Below are 20,700 nucleotides of genomic sequence, written 5' to 3'. Positions count from 1 at the left end.
TATCTCTTGGGCTTAAAAGTTATGCGTTAGGGTAAGCTTGGCGTTTATTGGTAATTCAGGGAATGCTAATGTTGCGCCAAAATAGCCGCCTTCAAACACTGGACGCCAGTTATCTTGATTTGTGACGTTGTTCACATCTAATCGCAATTTAGTGCTAGGCGTAAACGCGTAGCTGGTATTGACGTTTAACGTGAATTGGTCACGAATTTTCACTGTTTGTAAAAAATCTAGCGGGTAACTCTTTGTATATAAAGCTGAAAAACCTGCCTGCCATTTCTCATTAATTGAATAACTACCATTAACGCTTAACGATTGCTCAGGAATACCTTGTACTTGGCTATTTGAAGGGGCAAACGCTGTATAACTTGGCGCGCCTATACCATTACCGGCAATAATATCTGGGCGTGAGTTATCAAACGCATCAGCAATTTGCGCCGAGTCTTGGCCAGTCGCAGAGTTATCGTAGCGCGCGTCAATATAGCTATAACCTGCACTTAACCAATATGGGTAAGCGTCGTAAAATACTTGGCCTTCAAAACCTGAGGTACGAATACCGGTATTGCTGCCATCGCGGTTGCGTAAACTACGGCGCTGGCTAAATAGGGCGCCATCTGCATACCAATCGCTGTTGGTAGGCGCATATTTTAAGCCAAATTCTACCAGCGTGTTTTCGGTTGCAAAGTTTTGCGCACTAATCGTGTTGTCACCACCTAAGGTGTTACCACCGGCCATACTATTTGAAGTCGCTTCGTTGTAACTTGCTGCGCCGTAACTTGTAAAATCAGTATTGAGCTTGTAATTAAAACTGATTTGGCCAGATTGCAGCGTGTCGTTAATGCTATCACTGGCTGCTGTTTGTCCTTGTGGTGCAATCGGGTCGTGTGCTTCTACATCATAATAATCAAGGCGGTAACCCACACTGGTGCGTAATTTATTTGTCCACTGTGAGTCTTGTTGTATAGCAAAGCCAGTTTGCCAAGAACGCGAGTCGGTGGTGTCTGATAAGTTAAAATCACCACTGCCATCACCGTTTATATCGTATTGACCACCTGGGGATACAAATACACCGGGGCGCAGCTCAACTAAGCGTGCTTTTTGCGCATCGGTTAATGGAATACGACGGTTTGAAAGTGGACCCGTTAAATCAATTGGTGTGTCGGCCTCGGTGGTAAATTGGCTGTAGCCAAGTACTTTGTTGTAGCGTACATCAAAGGCTAAGATAGTTTGCTGTTCATTATTCCATTGATACGTTAGTTCAGTGCGGTTTTGTGCGGTATCGGCACCATCTATAATTTCAACAAAACTGTTTTGAGCCACTTCATCACGTTTTAAGTGCTGAAAATAACTAATATTTTTAAGCGACGCTTTATTTGAAAGCTCGCGCTTATAAATACTGTGTAATAGGTAAGTAGTGGCTTCGTTTTGGTTATCAGGATCGGTAAGTACCGTGCTGCGATCAATGTTAACTAACCCTGTTGGAGATACAATTGAACCCGCTGCGGGTACTGTGCTGCCGTTTGCTTGAACGCCTTGGCCGGTAATATAAAGGCCATGGTCGATGAGTGCTTGAGTAGGGCGGTTAATACCTGCGTTGTCGGTAAACTCAACCTGATATAGCTCAAAGTTAATATCCCAGCTGCTTTTATCATCAGGCAATACTCGCAGTGCTGCAAAAAGACTGTCACTTTTAGTCCCTGAGTAATCGTAGTAGCTTCCATGATCAAGGTGTTCATAACTCACACGAAAACCAATTTTGTCTTTTACAATCGGTGCGGTGTAATCAAGCTGAGCGGTGTATTGATCCCAACGACCCGCAGAGAGCTTCGCTTTACCTTTGTGTTCTTCAGTTGAGGCTTGCTTAGAGTGTAAATTTACAAAACCACCATTGCGCTGGCTTGAACCAAACAATACTGGAGGAGCGCCTTTAACTACATCTATTTGTTCTACCGCGTTAAATGATAACGGCACACCAAAGCCGTTATTACCTGCTTGGCGACGAGTTCCATCTTGAAAAAGCTCACCTAATTGGCCACGAATAGTGGGTAAGCTTGGTGCACCAAAGCCACTGGCGGCATACGTATTAGGGCTCACAGCAAGTACATCTTGCAAGGTGGTAATGTTAAGTTGTTCTATTAGCTCTTTTGAAATAGGCGTGACTGAACGTGCTATATCTTGCAGTGCTAAATTATCGCCAAAGGGGCCATTTATGGTCGCATCTTTAACAGAAAGTCCTTGAGAATTTAAACTTTGGCCCGCTACTTCAATACGCTCTATAGCATTTTCTGTTACTGGCTTTGTTGTAGCAAAAGCAATAGCGGGTGTATTTAATAAAGCGGCTATAGATACGGCCAAGTATGAATATTTCAAACGTTTTCTCTCTGTAATTGTATGTTGATGGTTATAAAAGACCGAAAGGCTTAAAAATAACTTTCAGCAATTTAACAATATTGTTATTTATTAAAATATTAAAAATAGCTGCTTTGTTAATCGATTTATTAAACAAGCTTAACAGCTATTTACAATTATTATGAAATAAAAGGGAGTTTGTACGGTCTTTATTGCTTATTAGTTTATTTATATCTTTTTTAAGGAAATTTTATGACAGGTTCAATGAATACTGATGTACAAAATCGTTTGCAGTGGTCTTTATTATCGCTTCGGTGTGGGGTGTTTATAGTGATGTAAAGGGCCTGTTTATCTTTCGAGGTTGAATTTGCAGCTGTATGTTTGGCTTTTAGGCAAGGCAGAGCCTGTGTAGTGTGGTTATTCCCCATAAATAGGCGATAACGCAGCATAAATGCCAAACAGACCCTGCCCTTCGGGTTCTGCCTAGGGGCGATTTACTCTTTGTTGCTCGGTTTTTACTTAGCCCACTAGGCTACAAACCTCGCGCCGCGATTAAATCGCCCCTAGCTTGAACAAATTTCAATCTGTAAAGGTCAACAGGCCCTAGTGGACACTAGATAAATTTGTAAATCCGGGGCATAGCGCCCGTATTTTTGAACATTTTTATGGGATCAGTGGCTCTACCGATACTATTGCTTATATTTTAGGTGCACTGCAATTATTGCTAGTAATAGCATTTTTGGTCGGTATTAAAAAACGTATTACTTACGGTGCTATTTTTATAATGCATGGTTTATCTACGCTTTCTTCATATAATCAATACATTGATGGCTTTAATAATTTACTGTTTTTTGCGGCGTGGCCGATGTGGGCTGCGTGTTTTGCGCTTTATTTATTACGCGATCAAGACGTAAAATTTACGATTAAATAATAAAGGCAAAAAAAATGGTTATAAGCGTTAGCCTATAACCAATAAAGTACACAGGGAGTGTAGGAAGTTCTGTTGTACACAGTAAACGGTTAGTTACCCATATACTGTGTGTCATTAAAAGCGCTTATTGGCGCTTTTAATCAAATAAAGTGGACTGTAATAAATACTTATTTTTATAAAAGCAAAGCTAATGCCAACTTTTAATGCATTGAAATATATAGCTATTTATTATTTATAAGTAGAGGCTTTGCATAATGCAGGTAAATTTTTCTATATTGCAACGGTAAAGGTTACCGACTTTGCAATATAAAAAAATGGCAAGGCTTTTTAAAACATAGGGGAGTTTTAGTGTCGCTGATTTAAAAATCAGCGGCTACTTCAAATTCTAAACGTTGATGAGAAATAGGGTGGGTGAAGGCTAAATACTCGGCATGTAAATGTAAGCGCTCTGCCTCCTCACCATAATGAGTATCGCCAACTATCGGGGTATTTAAACCTAATTGATGAGCGCAATGTACCCGTAACTGATGTGTGCGCCCTGTTTTAGGGTATAACTGCAGTCGGGTGGTGTTGTTTTTGCGCTCCAGTACATGCCATGTTGTTAACGACGGTTTACCAGTTTTATAACACACCATTTGGCGTGGTTTATCATCAAAGTCGAGCACAAGGGGTAAATCAATCACTCCGCTATTCTCAGTGATATTGCCCGCCACTAAAGCAACGTAACGCTTTTCAATTGTGCGTTCAATAAACTGTTTTTGCAGCGCTTTATGCGCGCGCTTATTAAGCGCAATAATTAACAGCCCTGAGGTCGACATATCTAACCGGTGCACAATAAGTGGGCCAGAAGCCGCGGGGAACTGAGTTTTAATACGCATGTACACTGAGTCATCAATATTAATCCCTGGCACCGATAAAAATTCAGCGGGTTTGTTTATTACCAGTAAATCATCGTCTTGATAAACAATAGTTAAGTCTTTCCCTTTTGCAGGGTTTGTTAGTAATGGGTTTTCTTCAACATTTAAGCCTTTTAGCATATGACCTAAAATGGGTTGGCATTTGCTATAACACGATGGGTAATAATGTAAGTGATGCCTAATTGCTGATTTAGGCGGTGCACCCCACCAAAATTCGGCCATAGCCACTGGTTTTAAATGGTGCTTGTATGCATATTGTAATAATTTAGGGGCGGCGCAATCCCCAGCTCCCGAAGGCGGCGTGTGCTCAGGAAGTTTGGCAAAAATAGCATTCAGATCGGTCACTTCACCGTGTGCATTTAAAAATTGGTATTGAGCAAATAATTTTTTTTGTAGGTTTTTTGAGAGTGTTTTGCGGCGCTTTTTTAATCCGTTAATTTCACCCAGCATAGCTGCTTGGGTTTGCTCAAGCGCTGTAATTTGCGTTTGCCAGTCTTGCTTTAATGCCTGCAGTTGTTTTTTCTCAACAATACTTTGCCCAGCTAAGGTTGTTTTAAGTTGTTCAAAGTCATCGGCATTGAGTTGCTCTTGGCCAGTTTGGCGTTGCTCTTTTCGCTGTTTGCGGGTCACTTGCATGGCTTGTTGTTTGGCTACAAGTTGCTGTTCATAATTTTTACGTGCTGTAGCTAATTGCTGCTTAATGGCTTGATAATCTTCACTGTTTTCTAATGCCGTAATTTGCGCATTAATGGCGTTAATGATTTGGCTTTGCTGACTAAATACAGCATCGTCTATGTGTTTAAGTGCCACATTAGGTGCAAAATTCAGTTGCTCATCTATGCCCGCTATTTGCCCCGAATAGGCGCTAATAAACCCCAGTTGTTGCGCCTGATTTTGAACGACTAGCACACCAAACATTTTACCCGCATCAATATCATCCGTATCTAAAATAGCCTTATCTAGCTTTTTTAATTGCTTTTGTAATTGCTGTGCAGCGACAACGGCCAAAGGGTGCGGTTTATAATAAAATGGAAATGTAAACTGCTCAGGCAGAGCAAGGGAATCGACGTTTTCATCAAAAACGGTAAAGCAGCTAGCAGGGTTTGACATGGCAGTAAAATTAGCAGTTAACAAAATAATTGCCAAGAGTTTAACATAAGCTGTGCTATGTCACTAAGGATGCGTGCTCGCCAATTTAGACCTATAAAAAAGGCCAACATTTTTATGTTGGCCTTTTAAAATTAAACGCGTTTATAAGTGCTTATTTATTTGCGTCTTTGACTTCTTTTAACTTAGCAGCATGGTCAATTTCAAACGCTGGCATCTCTTTTTTGCCTTCCATTAAATAGTTGTCCATCCAGCGCATTAAACGCAAGCTGTAGTCGTATTGCGCTGCCACTTTACGGTTACCATGACCTTCACCTGGGTAATAAACAAGACGTACATCCTTACCTTGCACTTTCATGTAGCGGTAAAGCTCCATAGATTATGCAGGGTGAACGCGAGGGTCGTCTTTACCATGCATAATAAGCAGAGGTGTTTCAGATTGGCCTGCCCAGTAAATAGGGCTGCGCTCTAAGTACCACTGCCATTTATCCCATGGGTATGAACGCGCATGAACTAGGTTCATTTCGTTAGAAATATCAGTAGTACCAAATTTAGACAGTTGGTTAGTGACACCCACAAACATAACGCTTGCAGCAAAGTGTTCGGTTAGTTTTGTTGCGCCCCACGCCGATGCATAACCACCGTAAGATCCCCCAGTAATACCAACACGTTTAGTGTCTACTAAACCCATATCAACAAGATGATTTTTAAAATCAACTAAATCGTCAAACTCTTTACCTGCGTAATCGTTTTGGCCTAATTTTGAGTAATCTACCCCTTTTCCTGTAGAGCCACGGTAGTTAGGATAAAACACCGCATAGCCACGTGCTGCACCCATTTGACCTGGTCGTGAGTAGTTAGTGACCCAGCCGTCTTTATCATGGCTTTCAGGGCCACCGTGTACCGACATAATCAGTGGGTAGCGTGTGCCTTTTTCATAATCTAATGGGTAAACGAGCACGCCATCAAGCTCAACGCCGTCGCGTGCTTTAAGGGTAATGGTTTCTTGCTTGGCAAAGCGTTTATCATTTAACCAGCTATTTGAATCGGTTAAACGTGTTGCTTTATTGCTGCGCACAATAAACACTTCGTTAGGGTGTTTTGCGGTATTACCACGAAGTGCGAGTGTTTTATCTGAATCTGAAACACTCAATTGTGAGGCAATAAATTCACCTTCTTTGACTAATTTTTTGTATTTATTAGAGCCCGTTTTAATGCTCGCTACAAAACTTTGCGTGCCTACATTGGCAATAAAGTTAAGTGTATTACGCTTATGCGACCATTCAAAATCAACAACGTGCCCCATAAAGTCAGGTAACCATTCAGTGATTTCAGCGGTTTTAGTGTCAGCAATAAATAAGCGGCCTGTTGCAGGGTCGTGCTTATCTTCTGCACCTAAAATAGCAATGTATTTACCATCATGCGACAGCTCTGCATCACCTAGCTTGCCTTCAGTTTTAAACGATAAGGTTACTTTATTGCTAGCAATATCAAACAAATGCCACATAGATTTTGTGTATTTATCATCAATCAGTGCGGTAGGTTGGGTTTTAACCAGTAGTTTTTCGCCATTAGCTGCCCAATTAACGTCACTCACGTAATTATCAACGTTGAGTGCGGTGGGGGTAAGAGGCTTGTCGGTTTTAGCTAAATCTACAATAAAAAGCTGCTTGTTTTTTAAGCCCATTTCATATACTTCAGCTTTAAAGCCAAGTTTTTTAAGTTCTTTTTCTGACTTGTCTGCTGCAGGCATCGCTAAAATAGCCACCTGTTTGTTGTCTGGGCTTAATTTGTAGCTTGAAATTGATGTGTCTTTTAAAGCAAGAACAGGTTGTGCTTGGCCGCCATCAACAGGTATTTGGTAAAGCGAGGTAAATTTATCGTCTTTTAATTTCGCTAAAAAGTAAATTGTTTTACTGTCGTTTGACCATTCTATGCTTTTAATGTTAACCGAGCCGGTAATAAAAGGACGTTCAACGCCTTTATCATCCACAACATAAAGTTCACTGTAATTACTGCCGTTCTCATCAACATATAATGTACGCGGTAACGATCGTGTAAACGCAACGTTGTCGCCATCTGGGCTAACACTGGTTTGGATCACAGATTTAATTTTTGGAATGTCTTCAACAGTGATGGCCGATTGCGCAAATGCAACTGAGCTTGAAAGCCCAATTGCCAGCGCTAAGCTAGTTTTTAGCATTGTTATTTCCTTTGCTTTATAAGATTTACCTCATTATAACAATGTGTAACCAATATACTAAAAAATGCGATTAATCCTCAAAAGAGGACGTTAAGTGAAGTGATTCTTGTGCAATACCGCGCATACATTTATAGACTCTTTTTAGGAGGAAGCGCCACGTTTGCAAAAATAAGTCCTGCCACCAGTGACATAAATATTAAAAACGTTTGCTGCCCAATATGTTCAGCATAAACAAAGTCTTGACCTTCAATGAGTGAGTTTAAACCTATGTACGTTTTGCTCCCCGGTACCAACACAATTAAGCCTTGCATAGCTACAATGGAAGCAGGGGCATTAGCAACTCGATTAAATAAGTTACTAAATACACCGACAGAAAATGCGCCAACAAAGGTACCTAGCGTGTAATCTAAATACATGGCGGAGCCAATACTGGTGCCGTAGGCTATAAATCCTGAAGCAATAGACCAAGCAGCATGTTTAAACTTAGTTCTAAATATCACAATTAAGCTGCTACATAGTAAAAATATAGCTAACCAAGCTGTCCATTTAGGCAGTGGCTCTGGCTGTACAAAATCAGCTTGGCCAAAAATAGCAAAGCCAATAGCAATACCAATAAATGCACCAAAATAAAGTTTAAACAGCAACATAAACGAGTCCATAACGCGTGCTGTGCCAGATACTAAATGCCGCGCTGCGAGTTCAGCTAAACCAAGTGCCAGTGCTAGGCCTGGAATAAACACAATAATGGCCGACAGAACAATTAAACGAATATTAATATGCGCATCTAAATGAACGCTAATGGCACACGCCAGTACCGCTGAAACAATGGCCACTAAGGGCTCTAACATGTGGGCAACGCGCTTAGAACGTGCCGACCACAGCACAAATAAATAAACAACAAAAGTTAATAACCCAGACCACAGCACGTCATTCCAACTGGTGCCCATTAACATTGCAAATGCGCCGCCAGAGGTAGCAAAGGCAATACCTGTAATCACTCTATTGTAAGGGTTTGGGGCATCAAAAATGATATCAAGTTGCTGATCAACTTCTTGCAACGTTAATTCATCATTAAGCATTTTATTAACGAGATCATCGGTATCTGCAAGTGAGCCTAAGTCATGATCGCCAGGGTCTACACGGGCTACATGGGTGTATTCATCTTCATGACCATCAGTCCAAATAACAAAGGTAACCGATGTTGGCGACATGACAAACGATGATTTAAGACCAAGGTAAGTCGCCACTTCCATTAAATGGGCTTCTAAGCGATATGCCGGTGTACCGTACTTATGAAGCATTTTGCCCAATTTAACGATAAATTTGCGTTTTTCTGTAAACGTTGCGGTTTTCAAATTTGTTTTGAACCAACTATTAAATAACTAAGCTAAAAATATAGGCAATAATGCTAAAATTGCCCAAGTTTATTTGCGGCGATTTTAAACACAAATCGCCGTCTGTCTAGTCATTTCTAACCGTTATTTTTTATTTTTTTCTGCTATCCATTGCGACATGTATTGTGTGCTGCGCATGGTGTGATGTTTTAGCATTTGACCGGTGAAATTTTTCATTCTGTGTGCCGATAAATTTTGGCTTACTAATTGAATTTTTTCGATTAAATTGTGGCTCAACTGCGCTTTATCATAAAGTGTATGAAGTAACTCATTACCAGCTTTTTGTGCAGCTATAAACTCAGCCTGATTGGTATAAATTGAGACAGCAGCGTTTGCAAATTCTTCTGCATTTTGAGTGATAGCCCCAGGCCATGGTAAATGGCTATGCATACCTTCGCTACCTATTGGCGTGGTGACGCTTGGGGTTTGCATGATCATGGCCTCTAAAAGTTTGCCTTTTATGCCAGCACCAAAACGAAGCGGGGCTAAACAAATGCGCGCGCTTTGCATTACTTCATAAGCATCATCTGCCCAGCCTTTAATTAAAAAACCGGTTTTAGGGTTATTAAGTGCGGTAGCTTTAGGTGGCGGGTAAGAGCCATAAATGTGCAGTTCTGCCTGTGGTAGTTGTTTGCGGATAAGCGGCCAAATTTTTTGTAAATACAGTACCGCATCCCAGTTTGGGGCATGCCTGAAGTTGCCAATGGTCATAAAGTGTTGGCGCTGCTCATACGATTTAGTTTGCTCAGGTAAGGCGCTTAAATCAACCATAAATGGTAAATGATGTAACACACTAGGCTCAACTTTAAACACTTCATTGAGTAGTTCCATCTCATAGCTTGAGATAATTAAGCTTAAGTCACAGCGTAAAATAGCGGCTATTTCACGTTTAGCTATGTCTGATAGTAAATCGCTATGGTTGAATTCACGCTCGCCTTTATGGGCTTCATGGCGGGCATTGCGCAGGCATTGTAAATCTTCGGTGTCTAAAATTTTAAGTGCATTTGGGCAATGCTTATCTACGCGCCAGCCAAATTGTTCTTCCATCATAAAACGGTCGAACATAACAATATCTGGGTTGTAGGCTTTAACGTAATCATCAAAACTATCGCAGTTAAGTGCGATGCTTTGACTGGTGATGCCGTAATCGTTCAGATTTACCATGTGCTCTGTAGGTTGTGCAGGCGTAGCAAATTCAACATCCCAGTTTTGCGATTTAAACGCATTAAGTAACGACATCATGTGCGTACCCGCAGCAGACGAATTGGGCTCTGGCCATACATAGCCAATTACCAGCACTTTTTTCATTGGCTAGATCTCTTATTATTAGGGTCTGTTGACCTTTCAAGGTTAAATTTGCAGCAGTCTGTTTGGTATTTAGGCAAGGCAGAGCCTATGTGGTGTGGTTGTTCCCCACAAATAGGCGATAACGCAGCATCAATACCAAACAGGCGCTGCCCGAAGGGTTCTGCCTAGGGGCGATTTACTCTTTGTTGCTCGGTTTTTACTTAGCCCACTAGGTTACAAACTTCGCGCCGCGATTAAACCGCCCCTAGTTTGAACAAATTATAATCCGCAAAGGTCAATAGACCCTAGTTTATTTGCGTGCTTTTTCAGCAGTGTAAATACGCTGCGTTTTATTAAGCCAAAGCACATAACGAAAACGCAGTAGCGATAAGTAAATAGTCGCATAGTTTAACTTATTCGCCTTACTTAAGCATCATTTAGCTGATTTTATCCTTGCTTAACACTTTATGAACAAGGTAAAACGTGTTTATATAGCGGGTAATATTTAACAATAAAAAAGGATGAAAACATGAATGCTTTTAGGCTATTTATTGCCTTGGTAGGCTGCATTGTTTTATTGCCTGCAAGTTATGCAGAGCAAGGATATCAAACCCCTTCACCGGCGCTTGCTGAACTCGTAGATGCTAAGTTAGCACCAACTAGCTCTTTATCAAATGATGGTCAATGGCTTGCTCTGTTTGAACGCAAGCGTGTTGTGTCGCTTGATGAGCTGGCCAAAGAAGAATTTAAGCTTGCGGGAATTAAGCTTAATCCGGCTAACTTTTCACGCTCACGGGTAAGTGCAAAGTACAGCGCGTTAGAGCTTAAGCATGTTCAAAGTGGAACAGTAATAAACGTTAATAATTTGCCTCAGGGGATTATTCGCTCGCCGCGTTGGTCAGCAAATAGTGAATATTTAGCGTTTGTGGTTGAACAACCGGATAACGCACGGCTATGGGTTTATAACGTTAAAACCAAACAAGCACAGCAGTTAAGTGAGCTTGCACTTAATTCTGTACTAACTGCTACACCTTATCAGTGGTTACCCGATAGCACGGCGATTGTGGCTAATTTAGCGGTAAACTTAGACAAACCAAGATTAACCAATGATACCCAAAGCACAGTGCCGGTTATTCAACAAAGTACTGGCGAAAAAGCCCCAGCAAGGACTTATCAAAACTTATTAACTAGTCCGTTTGATGAAGCACAATTTAAATTTTATGGTCAAGGTCAATTAGCGTATATCACGCTTGATGGCAAAGCACAGCCGATTGGCCGTGCCGGTTTATTTAAATCGTTTTCAATTTCGCCTGATTCAACCAATATTTTAGTCGCGACCATCGACGAGCCATTTTCGTATCAAGTCCCTTACAGTCGTTTTGCAACTACATGGCAAATATGGGGAATGCGTGGCTATGCATTAGTAGAGCTGGCAAAGCAACCTCTTGCCGACAACATTCCACAAGGCTATGACAGTGTGCGTACTGGTCGTCGTGATTTTGAGTGGCGAGCCGATCAAGGTGCTGAAGTCATATGGGCCGAGGCGCAAGATGGCGGTGATATGAAAACTGAGGTTGAATATCATGACTACCTTTACAGTTTACGAGCGCCATTTAAACGCGACCCTAAATTATTTGCCAAAGTAGAGCGTCGTTTTGCTGGCATACAATGGGGTAATGATAATATTGCTATGCTAAGTGATTGGCGTTTTAGTGACCGACAAGTGCGCACTTATGTAATTCAACCACGTAATGCCGATAGTAACCGCGTGTTATTTTCAGAGCGCAGTTATAACGATGCCTATAAAGATCCAGGGAGTGCAATTTACGAGCGTAACGATTTAGGTGTTAGCGTAATAAAAGTTGTTGGCGGACGTTACATCTACTTACGTGGCGATGGCGCGTCTGAGCAAGGAAACATTCCTTTTTTAGATCAGTACGATGTTAAAACGAATAGCACCAAACGTTTATGGCAATCAGCAGCGCCTTATTACGAGCGTGTGCGTGCATTGTTAGACGATGAAGGCACAAAATTCATTACTATTCGTGAGTCTAAAACGCAGCAGCCAAACTTTTTCATTCGCGATTTAGATAAAGGCTCGCTAACACAGCTTACTCAGTTTGAGCACCCTTACCCTGCATTTAAAGGCGTAACCAAAGAGCAACTACGTTATACCCGTGATGACGGTGTTGAGCTTTCAGGTACGCTTTATTTACCACCAGGGTATGACAAAACACAAGGGCCATTACCGGTATTGATGTGGGCATATCCACTTGAATATAAAGATAAAGCAGTTGCATCACAAGTGCGTGAATCAGAATACGAATTTACCTACATAGGTTACTGGGGCCCTATGCCTTATCTTGCGAAAGGGATTGCGGTGTTTGACGATCCTAAAATGCCGATTGTAGGCGTTGATGGTAGTGAGCCAAATGATCACTTTAGAAAACAGCTGGTTTCTAGCGCTAAAGCAGCGGTTGATGTACTGGTTGAAAAGGGCATTGCCGATAAAGATAACATTGCTATTGCAGGGCACTCTTACGGTGCGTTTATGGTGGCTAATTTATTAGCACATAGCGATTTATTTAAGGCAGGTATTGCCCGCAGTGGTGCGTATAACCGCACATTAACGCCGTTTGGTTTTCAGGGGGAAGAACGTGATTTTTGGCAAGCACAAAGTGTGTACGCAAACATGTCCCCGTTTTTCCATGCTGAAAAAATTAACGAACCTATGTTAATGATCCACGGTCAAGAGGACCCTAATTCGGGCACTTTCCCAATGCAAAGTGAGCGTATGTATGCTGCACTTAAAGGTTTGGGTAAAGAAGCGCGTTTAGTGATGCTTCCTTACGAAGCACATGGTTACCGTGCCCGTAAAAGCTTATTACATGTACTGTGGGAGCAAGAGCAATGGCTTGATAAGTACTTGTTAAAGGATAATGTTGAACCAGTTGATATGGACGAACAACCCATTCAATAGTGTATTATGCCGTGAGATTAAGAATATCCCCTCTTAATCTCACGGCACATTGCGCTGAGTTATAGGCTTCGAGCTTCGAGTATCGGGCTTAGAACCTCAGGCTAAGCTCGGTGCTCTTATCCCGATCCTCGAAGCCGTTATTTCTACCTTACTGATAGTTGTTTTATCTTTCACCTTTGGCCCTTTTCATTTACCCTCTGGGATGAACCTATCACGACTTTATTTTTAACTTATTGCGAGCTTTAAATGATTGATGTAGCTGCACTTGCGGTATTTATTCCTACCTTCTTTTTTGTATCAATTACACCCGGTATGTGTATGACACTGGCCATGACCTTAGGCATGAGTATTGGCGTGCGCCGAACATTATGGATGATGATAGGTGAACTACTCGGTGTAGCAACAGTTGCGGTAGCCGCGGTGCTTGGTGTAGCCAGTGTTATGCTTAATTACCCCAGTGCATTTGATATTTTAAAATGGCTAGGTGGCGCTTATTTAATTTACATTGGCATTAATATGTGGCGTGCGAAAGGAAAAATGTCGGTTGATACGCATAACACAACAGCCGTGAGCCGATATTCATTATTTTCACAGGGGTTTGTAACCGCCATTGCCAATCCAAAGGGATGGGCGTTTATGATTTCCTTATTACCTCCTTTTATTAACGTGCAATACAGTGTTGCGCCGCAATTAGCGGTGCTGGTGGCCATTATTTTGCTCTCAGAGTTTATCTGTATGATGATTTACGCAACAGGTGGTAAAAGCCTGCGGTTATTTTTAACTAAAGGCAATAACATCAAGTGGATGAACCGAATTGCGGGGAGTTTAATGGTGCTAGTAGGAGTTTGGCTTGCAATTAGTTAACTATAAACAAGCCTTAACCTGAACTTAGGTTATTTAAATAGCTGAAAATGATGCGTTAAGTGCTTTAATTGCAGCTTTTGTTTTTGCTGCTAACGTGTCGCGTGCAGGCGTTAGAGCAAATACATCGTAATGGGGAAGTTGCCAATCAGTGCATATTTCTAAAAGTTCTCCTGTAGCTAAGAAATTGCGTACTTCAGGCTCTGGCAAAATAGCATAGCCTAACTCGTCGAGAACAAATTGAATCACAGTTTGCATATTATTAATGGTAATACGCGCTTTTGGTAGTGTTGTACTTACGCCGCGAGTAAGGTGCGTAAGCGCCGGATCAACAGCTATATGCGCAATGCGGTTATGCGCTTTTAGGTCATCCAGTGTGATTTTTGGTTGCTGTGCTAGTGCATGATTTTTATGAACACACAGTATTAATGGCCAACTAGCGAGCTGGCGTGCAATTAAGTTTGAGTCTTCGAGAGGGCCAATCGCCAACACCAAATCAATACCTGTTCTGATCATATCAATCGGCTCGTCAGAAAGCGTTAAGTGCACATCTATATCACTAAATTGGCTAATTAAATGCTTTACAGGCTCGCTTAATAACCCACCACCAAAACCAACAGGGGCTGCTAGTTTTAATTGCCCACTCGGGCAATTTTGTAAATGCTGTAATTGTTCTGATGTAGCTGTTGCAACGGCAAGCATTTGTAAACAACTTTGATAATACAGTTCACCCGCCTCGGTAAGCGTTAATTCTCGAGGGCTTCGATTAAATAAACTCAAACCTACATCTTGCTCTATTTGTTTTATTTGCTGGCTAATTGCAGAGGTTGTCATTAAAAGGTCTGCGGCAGCTCTACTCATACTTCCCGTTTGCACAGTGCGAACAAATATATTCAGGGTTTTAGTTAACTTATCACTCATACCGTTAAGCCTTACTTAAATTAGCTTTAATAAAAATAGCGTTGTGAGAAAGGGAACTTCTCACTATTATCGCAAACGCTAATTATTATCATTTACATGCTAAATGTCACGGAGAAATATCATGAACACGGTAAGTTGTAAGTTAAGGCCGGTAACTGCATTTATTTTAAGTACTTTTGCAATTGCTAACCCTGCTTTTGCTGATGAAAAAAAACAAGATATGGAAGTAATGGTTGTCACTGCTTCTGGTTACGAACAAATGCTCAAAGAGGCACCCGCAAGTATTAGTGTTATTGACAGAGCGCAGCTAGAAAAACGCTTTTATCGTGACTTAACCGACGCAATGGCTGATATTCCGGGTGTAATAGTGACCGGCGGAGGTGACAAAAAAGATATTAGCTTGCGTGGTATGGCAAGCCAATACACGCTCATTCTTATCGATGGACAACGCCAAAGTTCAAGAGAAACACGACCAAATAGTGATGGCCCGGGCGTAGAAGGTGCCTGGACGCCGCCAATTTCTGCGATTGAGCGTATTGAAGTAATACGAGGGCCGATGTCTTCATTGTATGGCTCTGATGCAATTGGTGGTGTGATCAACATTATTACCCGTAAAGCGCCAGAGCAGTGGTATGGAGAACTGCGTTTAGACAGCACCATTCAAGAGCAAAGTCAGTCAGGTGATATAAACCAAGCCAACTTTTTCACTTCTGGAGGCATTATTCCAGATCTATTGGGCGTGCAGTTATACGGTCAATTTTCAAAGCGAAATGAAGATGATTTTACAGCTGGATTTCGAGGCAAAGAACAAAGTAATGTAAAAGCTAAGTTCACATTAACACCTAATGATAGTCACGAATTAATGTTTGAACTTGGCTCGGCAAAACAAACATTAGATGAAACCCTCGGCAAAACAGTTGCCGAGCTTGCGCCAGGAGAAAGCTGTGGTCGACGTGGCTGCCCTGAATCAGCAACTACTGAGTATGAGCAACAAACATACTCTATGTCACACAATGGTTTTTATGACTTTGGCTCGTCGCGTAGTTACATTAAATACGATAAGTTTGATAATAACTCACGTGAAATGTTTGTCGAAAATACCGACATTCAAACGACATGGAGTTTACCGCTATATAGTAATCATAACTCTACGTTTGGTGCGACCTATTTAAAAGAGTCATTGGATGATTATACAAGCAATAAAATTAGCGACTTAACCCATGTAGAAAACGAGCAATGGTCTGTTTTTGGTGAAAACGAATGGGCAGCAACTGATGACTTTAAGCTCACCGCAGGCCTACGTTACGATCATGATGGCAACTTTGCAGGTCATTGGAGCCCACGTTTGTATGGTGTTTATAGCGCATCTAAAGCGATCACCATTAAAGGCGGCATATCAACCGGTTTCCGTGCGCCAAATATTCGTCAATCTACCGCCCAATGGGGACAAGTGAGTCGTGGCGGTAATATTTATGGTAATCCTGACTTAAAGCCTGAGCAATCAGTTAACTATGAAATGGGTGTTTACTATGATTCTGGACGCGATTTAAGCATATCGACAACCGTTTTTTATAATGAATTTGATGACAAAATAACCCGTATAGCATGCCCATTAACGCAGTGCACAGATGGTCCAAATCAGTTCGGCTCCATGCCAACTACGTACATTAATGTGGATGAAGCCATAACCCAAGGTGTTGAGCTATCAGTAGATTACGATATTTCAACTGAAATTGATTTGAGTGCTAGTTATACCTACACCGACTCAGAGCAAAAAACCGGTGAATATAAAGGGAGCCCACTTAATCAGTTACCAAAACATAGTTTACAAACGTCTTTAAATTGGCGTCCAACAGATAAGTTAGGCGGATGGTTACGTGTGCAATATCGTGGAGAAGAAAGCCAGCCAACGACAGGGCCTTCACAAAGCAGTTTAATTGCCCCTGATTATACCATTGCCGATTTAGGCGCTAATTATCAGCTAAGTGACAGCGTTAAACTTGGTGCTGGAATTTACAACTTGCTTGATAAAGAGATCACAGAGCAAGAGTACGGTTATGTTGAAGATGGCCGTCGCTATTGGGCGTCTTTAGTGTGGCAGTTCTAAACACTTTTTAATAATATAAAGTAAACGAGTACGCTAAACCGTGCTCGTTTTTTGGTTTTATCTAGGGTCTGTTGACCTTTGCGGATTAAAATTTGTTCAAACTAGGGGCGGTTTAATCACGGCGCGAGGTTTGTAACCTAGTGGACTAAGTAAAAACCGAGCAAAGCTTCCGCGTCCTGCTCACGCCCCTTACCTACATCCATGTAGGCAACAAAGAGTAAATCGCCCCTAGGCAGAACCCAAAGGGCAGCGCCTGTTTGGCATTGATGCTGCGTTATCACCTATTTATGGGGAATAACCACACCACATAGGCTCTGCCTTACCTAAATACCAAACAGACTGCTGCAAATTTAACCTTGAAAAGTCAACAGACCCTAGGCTCTTGTTCAATAATGTTTAAAAAGCACAAAAGGCGGTTGGCTTTTTAGCTGTAGTCGCTTATTCTAGCTGCGTAATTTAGTCATTAAATGTAACTTTAAAGTTTACTAATAATTTATAACTTTCTTCAATCCCCAAAGGTATGCCTCGTTTGAACCACATAGCAAAACAAAAAGCCAACCCTGTATTTTTAGTAGGTGTCGTTTGAAAATACCTAAACGCTTACAGCCATTAGTTGATGATGGTTTTATTGATGAAGTGATCAGCCGGTTAATGAGCGGTAAAGAGGCCGATGTATTTGTGGTGGCCTGTGGCGATGACATTCGCTGCGCTAAAGTATATAAAGAGGCCAGTAAGCGCAGTTTTAAAAAGGCGGCACAGTACCAAGAAGGGCGAAAAGTACGTGGTGGCCGCCAAGCCCGTGCTATGGGTAAGCGTTCCAGCTATGGCCGTCAATTAGAAGAAGAAATTTGGCAAAATGCCGAGGTTGACGCACTCTCGCGTTTATCTTCAGCAGGTGTTCGGGTACCGCAAACTTACGGCTGCATTGACGGTGTATTGCTAATGGAACTTGTAAGCGATGATGAAGGCGATGTTGCACCACAACTTGGCGCGGTTGATTTAACCGAGCAACAAGCCATTGAGCAACATACATTAATGATGCACTACATCAAATTAATGCTGTGCGCTGGGATTATTCATGGTGATTTATCGGAGTTTAACGTACTTGTAGATAGCAATGGCCCAGTAATTATTGATTTACCCCAAGCGGTTAACGCCTCTGCTAATAATAGCGCAGAAGCCATGTTTGCCCGTGATGTAAATAACATGCGCCGCTATTATGGGCAATTTGCACCGGCGTTATTACACACGCAATACGCAAAAGAAATGTGGGCATTGTTTGCAGATGCTAACTTAACCCCGCACTCAAAACTCAGTGGCGAATTTGAAGACGACAGCGAAGCTGCAGATGTAGACTCAGTACTTGACGAAATTCAAGCCGCCTTTGATGAAGAGCAAGAACGTAAAGAGCGAATTCGCGACGCCGATGAGCAATAATCTTTATACGTGCTGAGTTTTATATAGTTTTAACTATTAGATCAAAACCTAGAAGGTAAGTAAGAGCGAAAACCGGTCATTGAGATTGGCTAAATATCGTAGTTTGTTAATTGGTTAAACTGCTCTTTACGTATATATTTATGGAAATAAGTGATTCGCACATTATTAAGCATTTAGGGAGAATATGGTGCCATTATCGAAGAGTTTATTTATGTTACTTGTCCTTTTACTAAGTGCATGTTCGACGAAACCATTTGATGGCCCTAATTCATCGATCAAGAAATTTACTTACTACGATGAACAAGATGTGAATGATATGTATAGCGCGTTGTTTTCTGATCATAAAATATTGGGGAAAATTAATAATAATGATGTCATAAGTGACAAGTCACTATATTCAATAGCTGAAAAATATAAAGCAGATATTATTTTAGCTAATATGAGATTATTAAGTGTTGGGGCTCCTCGAATAGCGGGGCAAGTTAATGTAAACGGTAGTTTTTCTATTTACGAAACCGTAGGAGAAAGTAACTGGTCAAACCAATATCTATTTTTACAACAACCCAATAAAAAAAAGTATTTTTGGGAAAAAGAGTTACCTAAAAATATACAGTTAGCAACAAGAACTGAATGGGTTCAATGCGCCACTGTCGAATGTGAAAGAACATTCGGTTTTATTGATGTTGTTAACTTTGAAACAACGCAATATATGATTGTAAAGGGAAATAAAATACCTTTTGCAAAGTTTGAGTTAAGCTCAGGAATTGGAGTTGTATTGGATATAGTTGATGGCATAACACCTCATGTAGCTACATTTGAAAAACAAACCCACGGTTTTAAAATAAAAAGCAAAGAAAGCAATAGATTATTTATTCCTCTAAAGTTATACAATAAAATATCAAAAGAAGTAAATAAACCTGACATTACGATATATTAAATGCTTACAAATCACTTAAACGGATAAATAACAGTAGCTATGCAAATTATAGCCAAAGGGGTAAAATCTTGACTTCAGACATTATAACTCCTGACCTTCTGCTTCTGGCACTTTGCAGACAAACGATAATGCAAAACGCTTATGTTAATTAAGGCGCTCATATTCAACTTAACTTATAGTCGAAATTAGTGTGTTGATTTCACGCGCTTAATTCGGTTTAATATCAGACAATAAATATGCATTAATAATGCAGGGACAGCTTAGGGCAGCGCATTTTATTAACTTGGCCTGATTAGGGCATTAAAACCTCCTTTTATCAAATAAAGCCCATTGTATAAATAGTTCCCACGCTGACACCCAAACTGGTAGTGTTTTAGTTAATATGTGCTAAGGATAGCTCATTGAAAAAATTAAGGTTTATACTCATTCTACTTACCGCAGTTTTCCTTATAGGGATGATCATACCAGATGACATTGTTATTCCTGTTGAGGGTGCGACACCCAACGATTGGAACCATAATACTTTTTGGTATGAGCCATGGGGAAGCTCTGTGGTCCATAAGGGAATTGATATATTTGGTAAAAAAGGAACTACCACACTTTCTTCTAGTAAAGGCTTAGTCATTTATACGGGCACAGTACGTAAAGGCGGGAATGTAGTGGCAGTATTAGGGCCTAAATGGCGTATTCACTATTACGCGCATATGGACAGTTACTCTGTTACAACGGGTACTGTTGCTGGCTCAGTTATTGGTGTTTTGGGAGATTCAGGTAATGCCCAGGGAAAACAACCGCATATTCATTATTCAATCTTATCAATAATTCCAATTCCTTGGTTAGCTACAACACAGACTCAGGGTTGGAAAAGAATGTTTTTTTTAAATCCTCACGAAATGTTTATATAAGCTGTATTGAAAAAATGTATTTAAGATAAATACCAATATGAACCTCATTCACGAGGAAGATGCGGTCAAACTATTTACATTAGCGATTAATATCAAGGAGAATGTATGCCTCATTTTATAATGGACTGTTCTGAAAGTGTTTTTGGGTCACATAGCGAGGAATACATTATTGAACAAATTCATTTTGCAGCTCACGCTACAGGTTTATTGGTAGTGTTTAGAAATCTGTGTCATTTCAGTATTATTAAGAAAACAGGAGTGACACATGACTCAATCTTTCGACTTCAACAAAGCATTAGCTGAACTTCAAGCTGGTAAAGGTCTTACTGGCGAAGACGGTGTTCTAACACCATTAATCAAACAACTC

The 20,700-nt window shown here is 40.9% G+C and carries 11 protein-coding genes and 2 pseudogenes; 7 read left to right on the top strand and 6 right to left on the bottom strand.

Features of this window, described 5'->3' with window-relative positions:
- Positions 1-12: 12 nt before the first annotated feature.
- A complete protein-coding gene (locus ND6B_RS11185; RefSeq protein WP_033103269.1) occupies positions 13-2,367 on the bottom strand; it encodes a TonB-dependent receptor in 2,355 nt (784 codons plus the stop codon).
- A 586-nt stretch (positions 2,368-2,953) separates the two neighbouring features.
- Between ND6B_RS11185 and ND6B_RS0119165 the strand changes: the two are divergent.
- Positions 2,954-3,277: pseudogene (locus ND6B_RS0119165) on the top strand (hypothetical protein); the annotation flags it as partial.
- Between the two features lie 359 nt (positions 3,278-3,636).
- Here ND6B_RS0119165 and ND6B_RS11190 read toward each other — a convergent pair.
- From ND6B_RS11190 to ND6B_RS11205, 4 genes and pseudogenes are all read right to left on the bottom strand, one after another.
- Positions 3,637-5,304: an RluA family pseudouridine synthase gene (locus ND6B_RS11190; protein WP_033103277.1), complete on the bottom strand. Its 1,668-nt coding sequence runs from the start codon at positions 5,302-5,304 to the stop codon at positions 3,637-3,639.
- Positions 5,305-5,455: 151 nt separating this feature from the next.
- Positions 5,456-7,504 (bottom strand): annotated as a pseudogene (locus ND6B_RS19595) (S9 family peptidase).
- Positions 7,505-7,632: 128 nt separating this feature from the next.
- Complete coding sequence (locus tag ND6B_RS11200) at positions 7,633-8,859, bottom strand: threonine/serine ThrE exporter family protein (RefSeq protein WP_028834183.1); 1,227 nt, start codon at positions 8,857-8,859, stop codon at positions 7,633-7,635.
- A 123-nt stretch (positions 8,860-8,982) separates the two neighbouring features.
- A complete protein-coding gene (locus ND6B_RS11205) occupies positions 8,983-10,206 on the bottom strand; it encodes a glycosyltransferase (protein ID WP_028834182.1) in 1,224 nt (407 codons plus the stop codon).
- A gap of 508 nt (positions 10,207-10,714) precedes the next feature.
- Between ND6B_RS11205 and ND6B_RS11210 the strand changes: the two genes are divergently transcribed.
- Positions 10,715-13,165 (top strand): S9 family peptidase, encoded by a 2,451-nt coding sequence (locus tag ND6B_RS11210; protein WP_033103268.1) that lies wholly within the window; start codon positions 10,715-10,717, stop codon positions 13,163-13,165.
- 246 nt (positions 13,166-13,411) lie between these two features.
- Positions 13,412-14,029, top strand: coding sequence for a LysE family translocator (locus ND6B_RS11215; RefSeq protein ID WP_033103267.1), 618 nt, complete (start codon positions 13,412-13,414; stop codon positions 14,027-14,029).
- 33 nt (positions 14,030-14,062) lie between these two features.
- Here ND6B_RS11215 and ND6B_RS11220 read toward each other — a convergent pair whose 3' ends face one another.
- The gene (locus tag ND6B_RS11220; protein WP_033103266.1) at positions 14,063-14,947 is read right to left on the bottom strand and encodes a LysR family transcriptional regulator; all 885 of its coding nucleotides are present in this window, start codon (positions 14,945-14,947) and stop codon (positions 14,063-14,065) included.
- Between the two features lie 121 nt (positions 14,948-15,068).
- On the opposite strand from ND6B_RS11220, the gene ND6B_RS11225 reads away from it, so the two are divergent.
- The 4 genes from ND6B_RS11225 to ND6B_RS11240 all read left to right on the top strand — a co-directional run bounded on the left by ND6B_RS11225 (position 15,069) and on the right by ND6B_RS11240 (position 20,333).
- On the top strand, positions 15,069-17,054 hold the full coding sequence (locus tag ND6B_RS11225) for a ligand-gated channel protein (RefSeq protein ID WP_033103265.1): 1,986 nt from the start codon (positions 15,069-15,071) through the stop codon (positions 17,052-17,054).
- Positions 17,055-17,636: 582 nt separating this feature from the next.
- Positions 17,637-18,491: a PA4780 family RIO1-like protein kinase gene (locus ND6B_RS11230; protein WP_008109146.1), complete on the top strand. Its 855-nt coding sequence runs from the start codon at positions 17,637-17,639 to the stop codon at positions 18,489-18,491.
- Positions 18,492-18,702: 211 nt separating this feature from the next.
- A complete protein-coding gene (locus ND6B_RS11235) occupies positions 18,703-19,428 on the top strand; it encodes a hypothetical protein (RefSeq protein WP_152333078.1) in 726 nt (241 codons plus the stop codon).
- A 401-nt stretch (positions 19,429-19,829) separates the two neighbouring features.
- The gene (locus ND6B_RS11240) at positions 19,830-20,333 is read left to right on the top strand and encodes a M23 family metallopeptidase (protein ID WP_033103263.1); all 504 of its coding nucleotides are present in this window, start codon (positions 19,830-19,832) and stop codon (positions 20,331-20,333) included.
- Positions 20,334-20,700: the final 367 nt, after the last annotated feature.

It is taken from the genome of Pseudoalteromonas sp. ND6B (assembly GCF_000764215.1).
Lineage (GTDB): Bacteria > Pseudomonadota > Gammaproteobacteria > Enterobacterales > Alteromonadaceae > Pseudoalteromonas > Pseudoalteromonas tetraodonis.
This window is presented reverse-complemented; position numbering and strand designations above follow the sequence as displayed.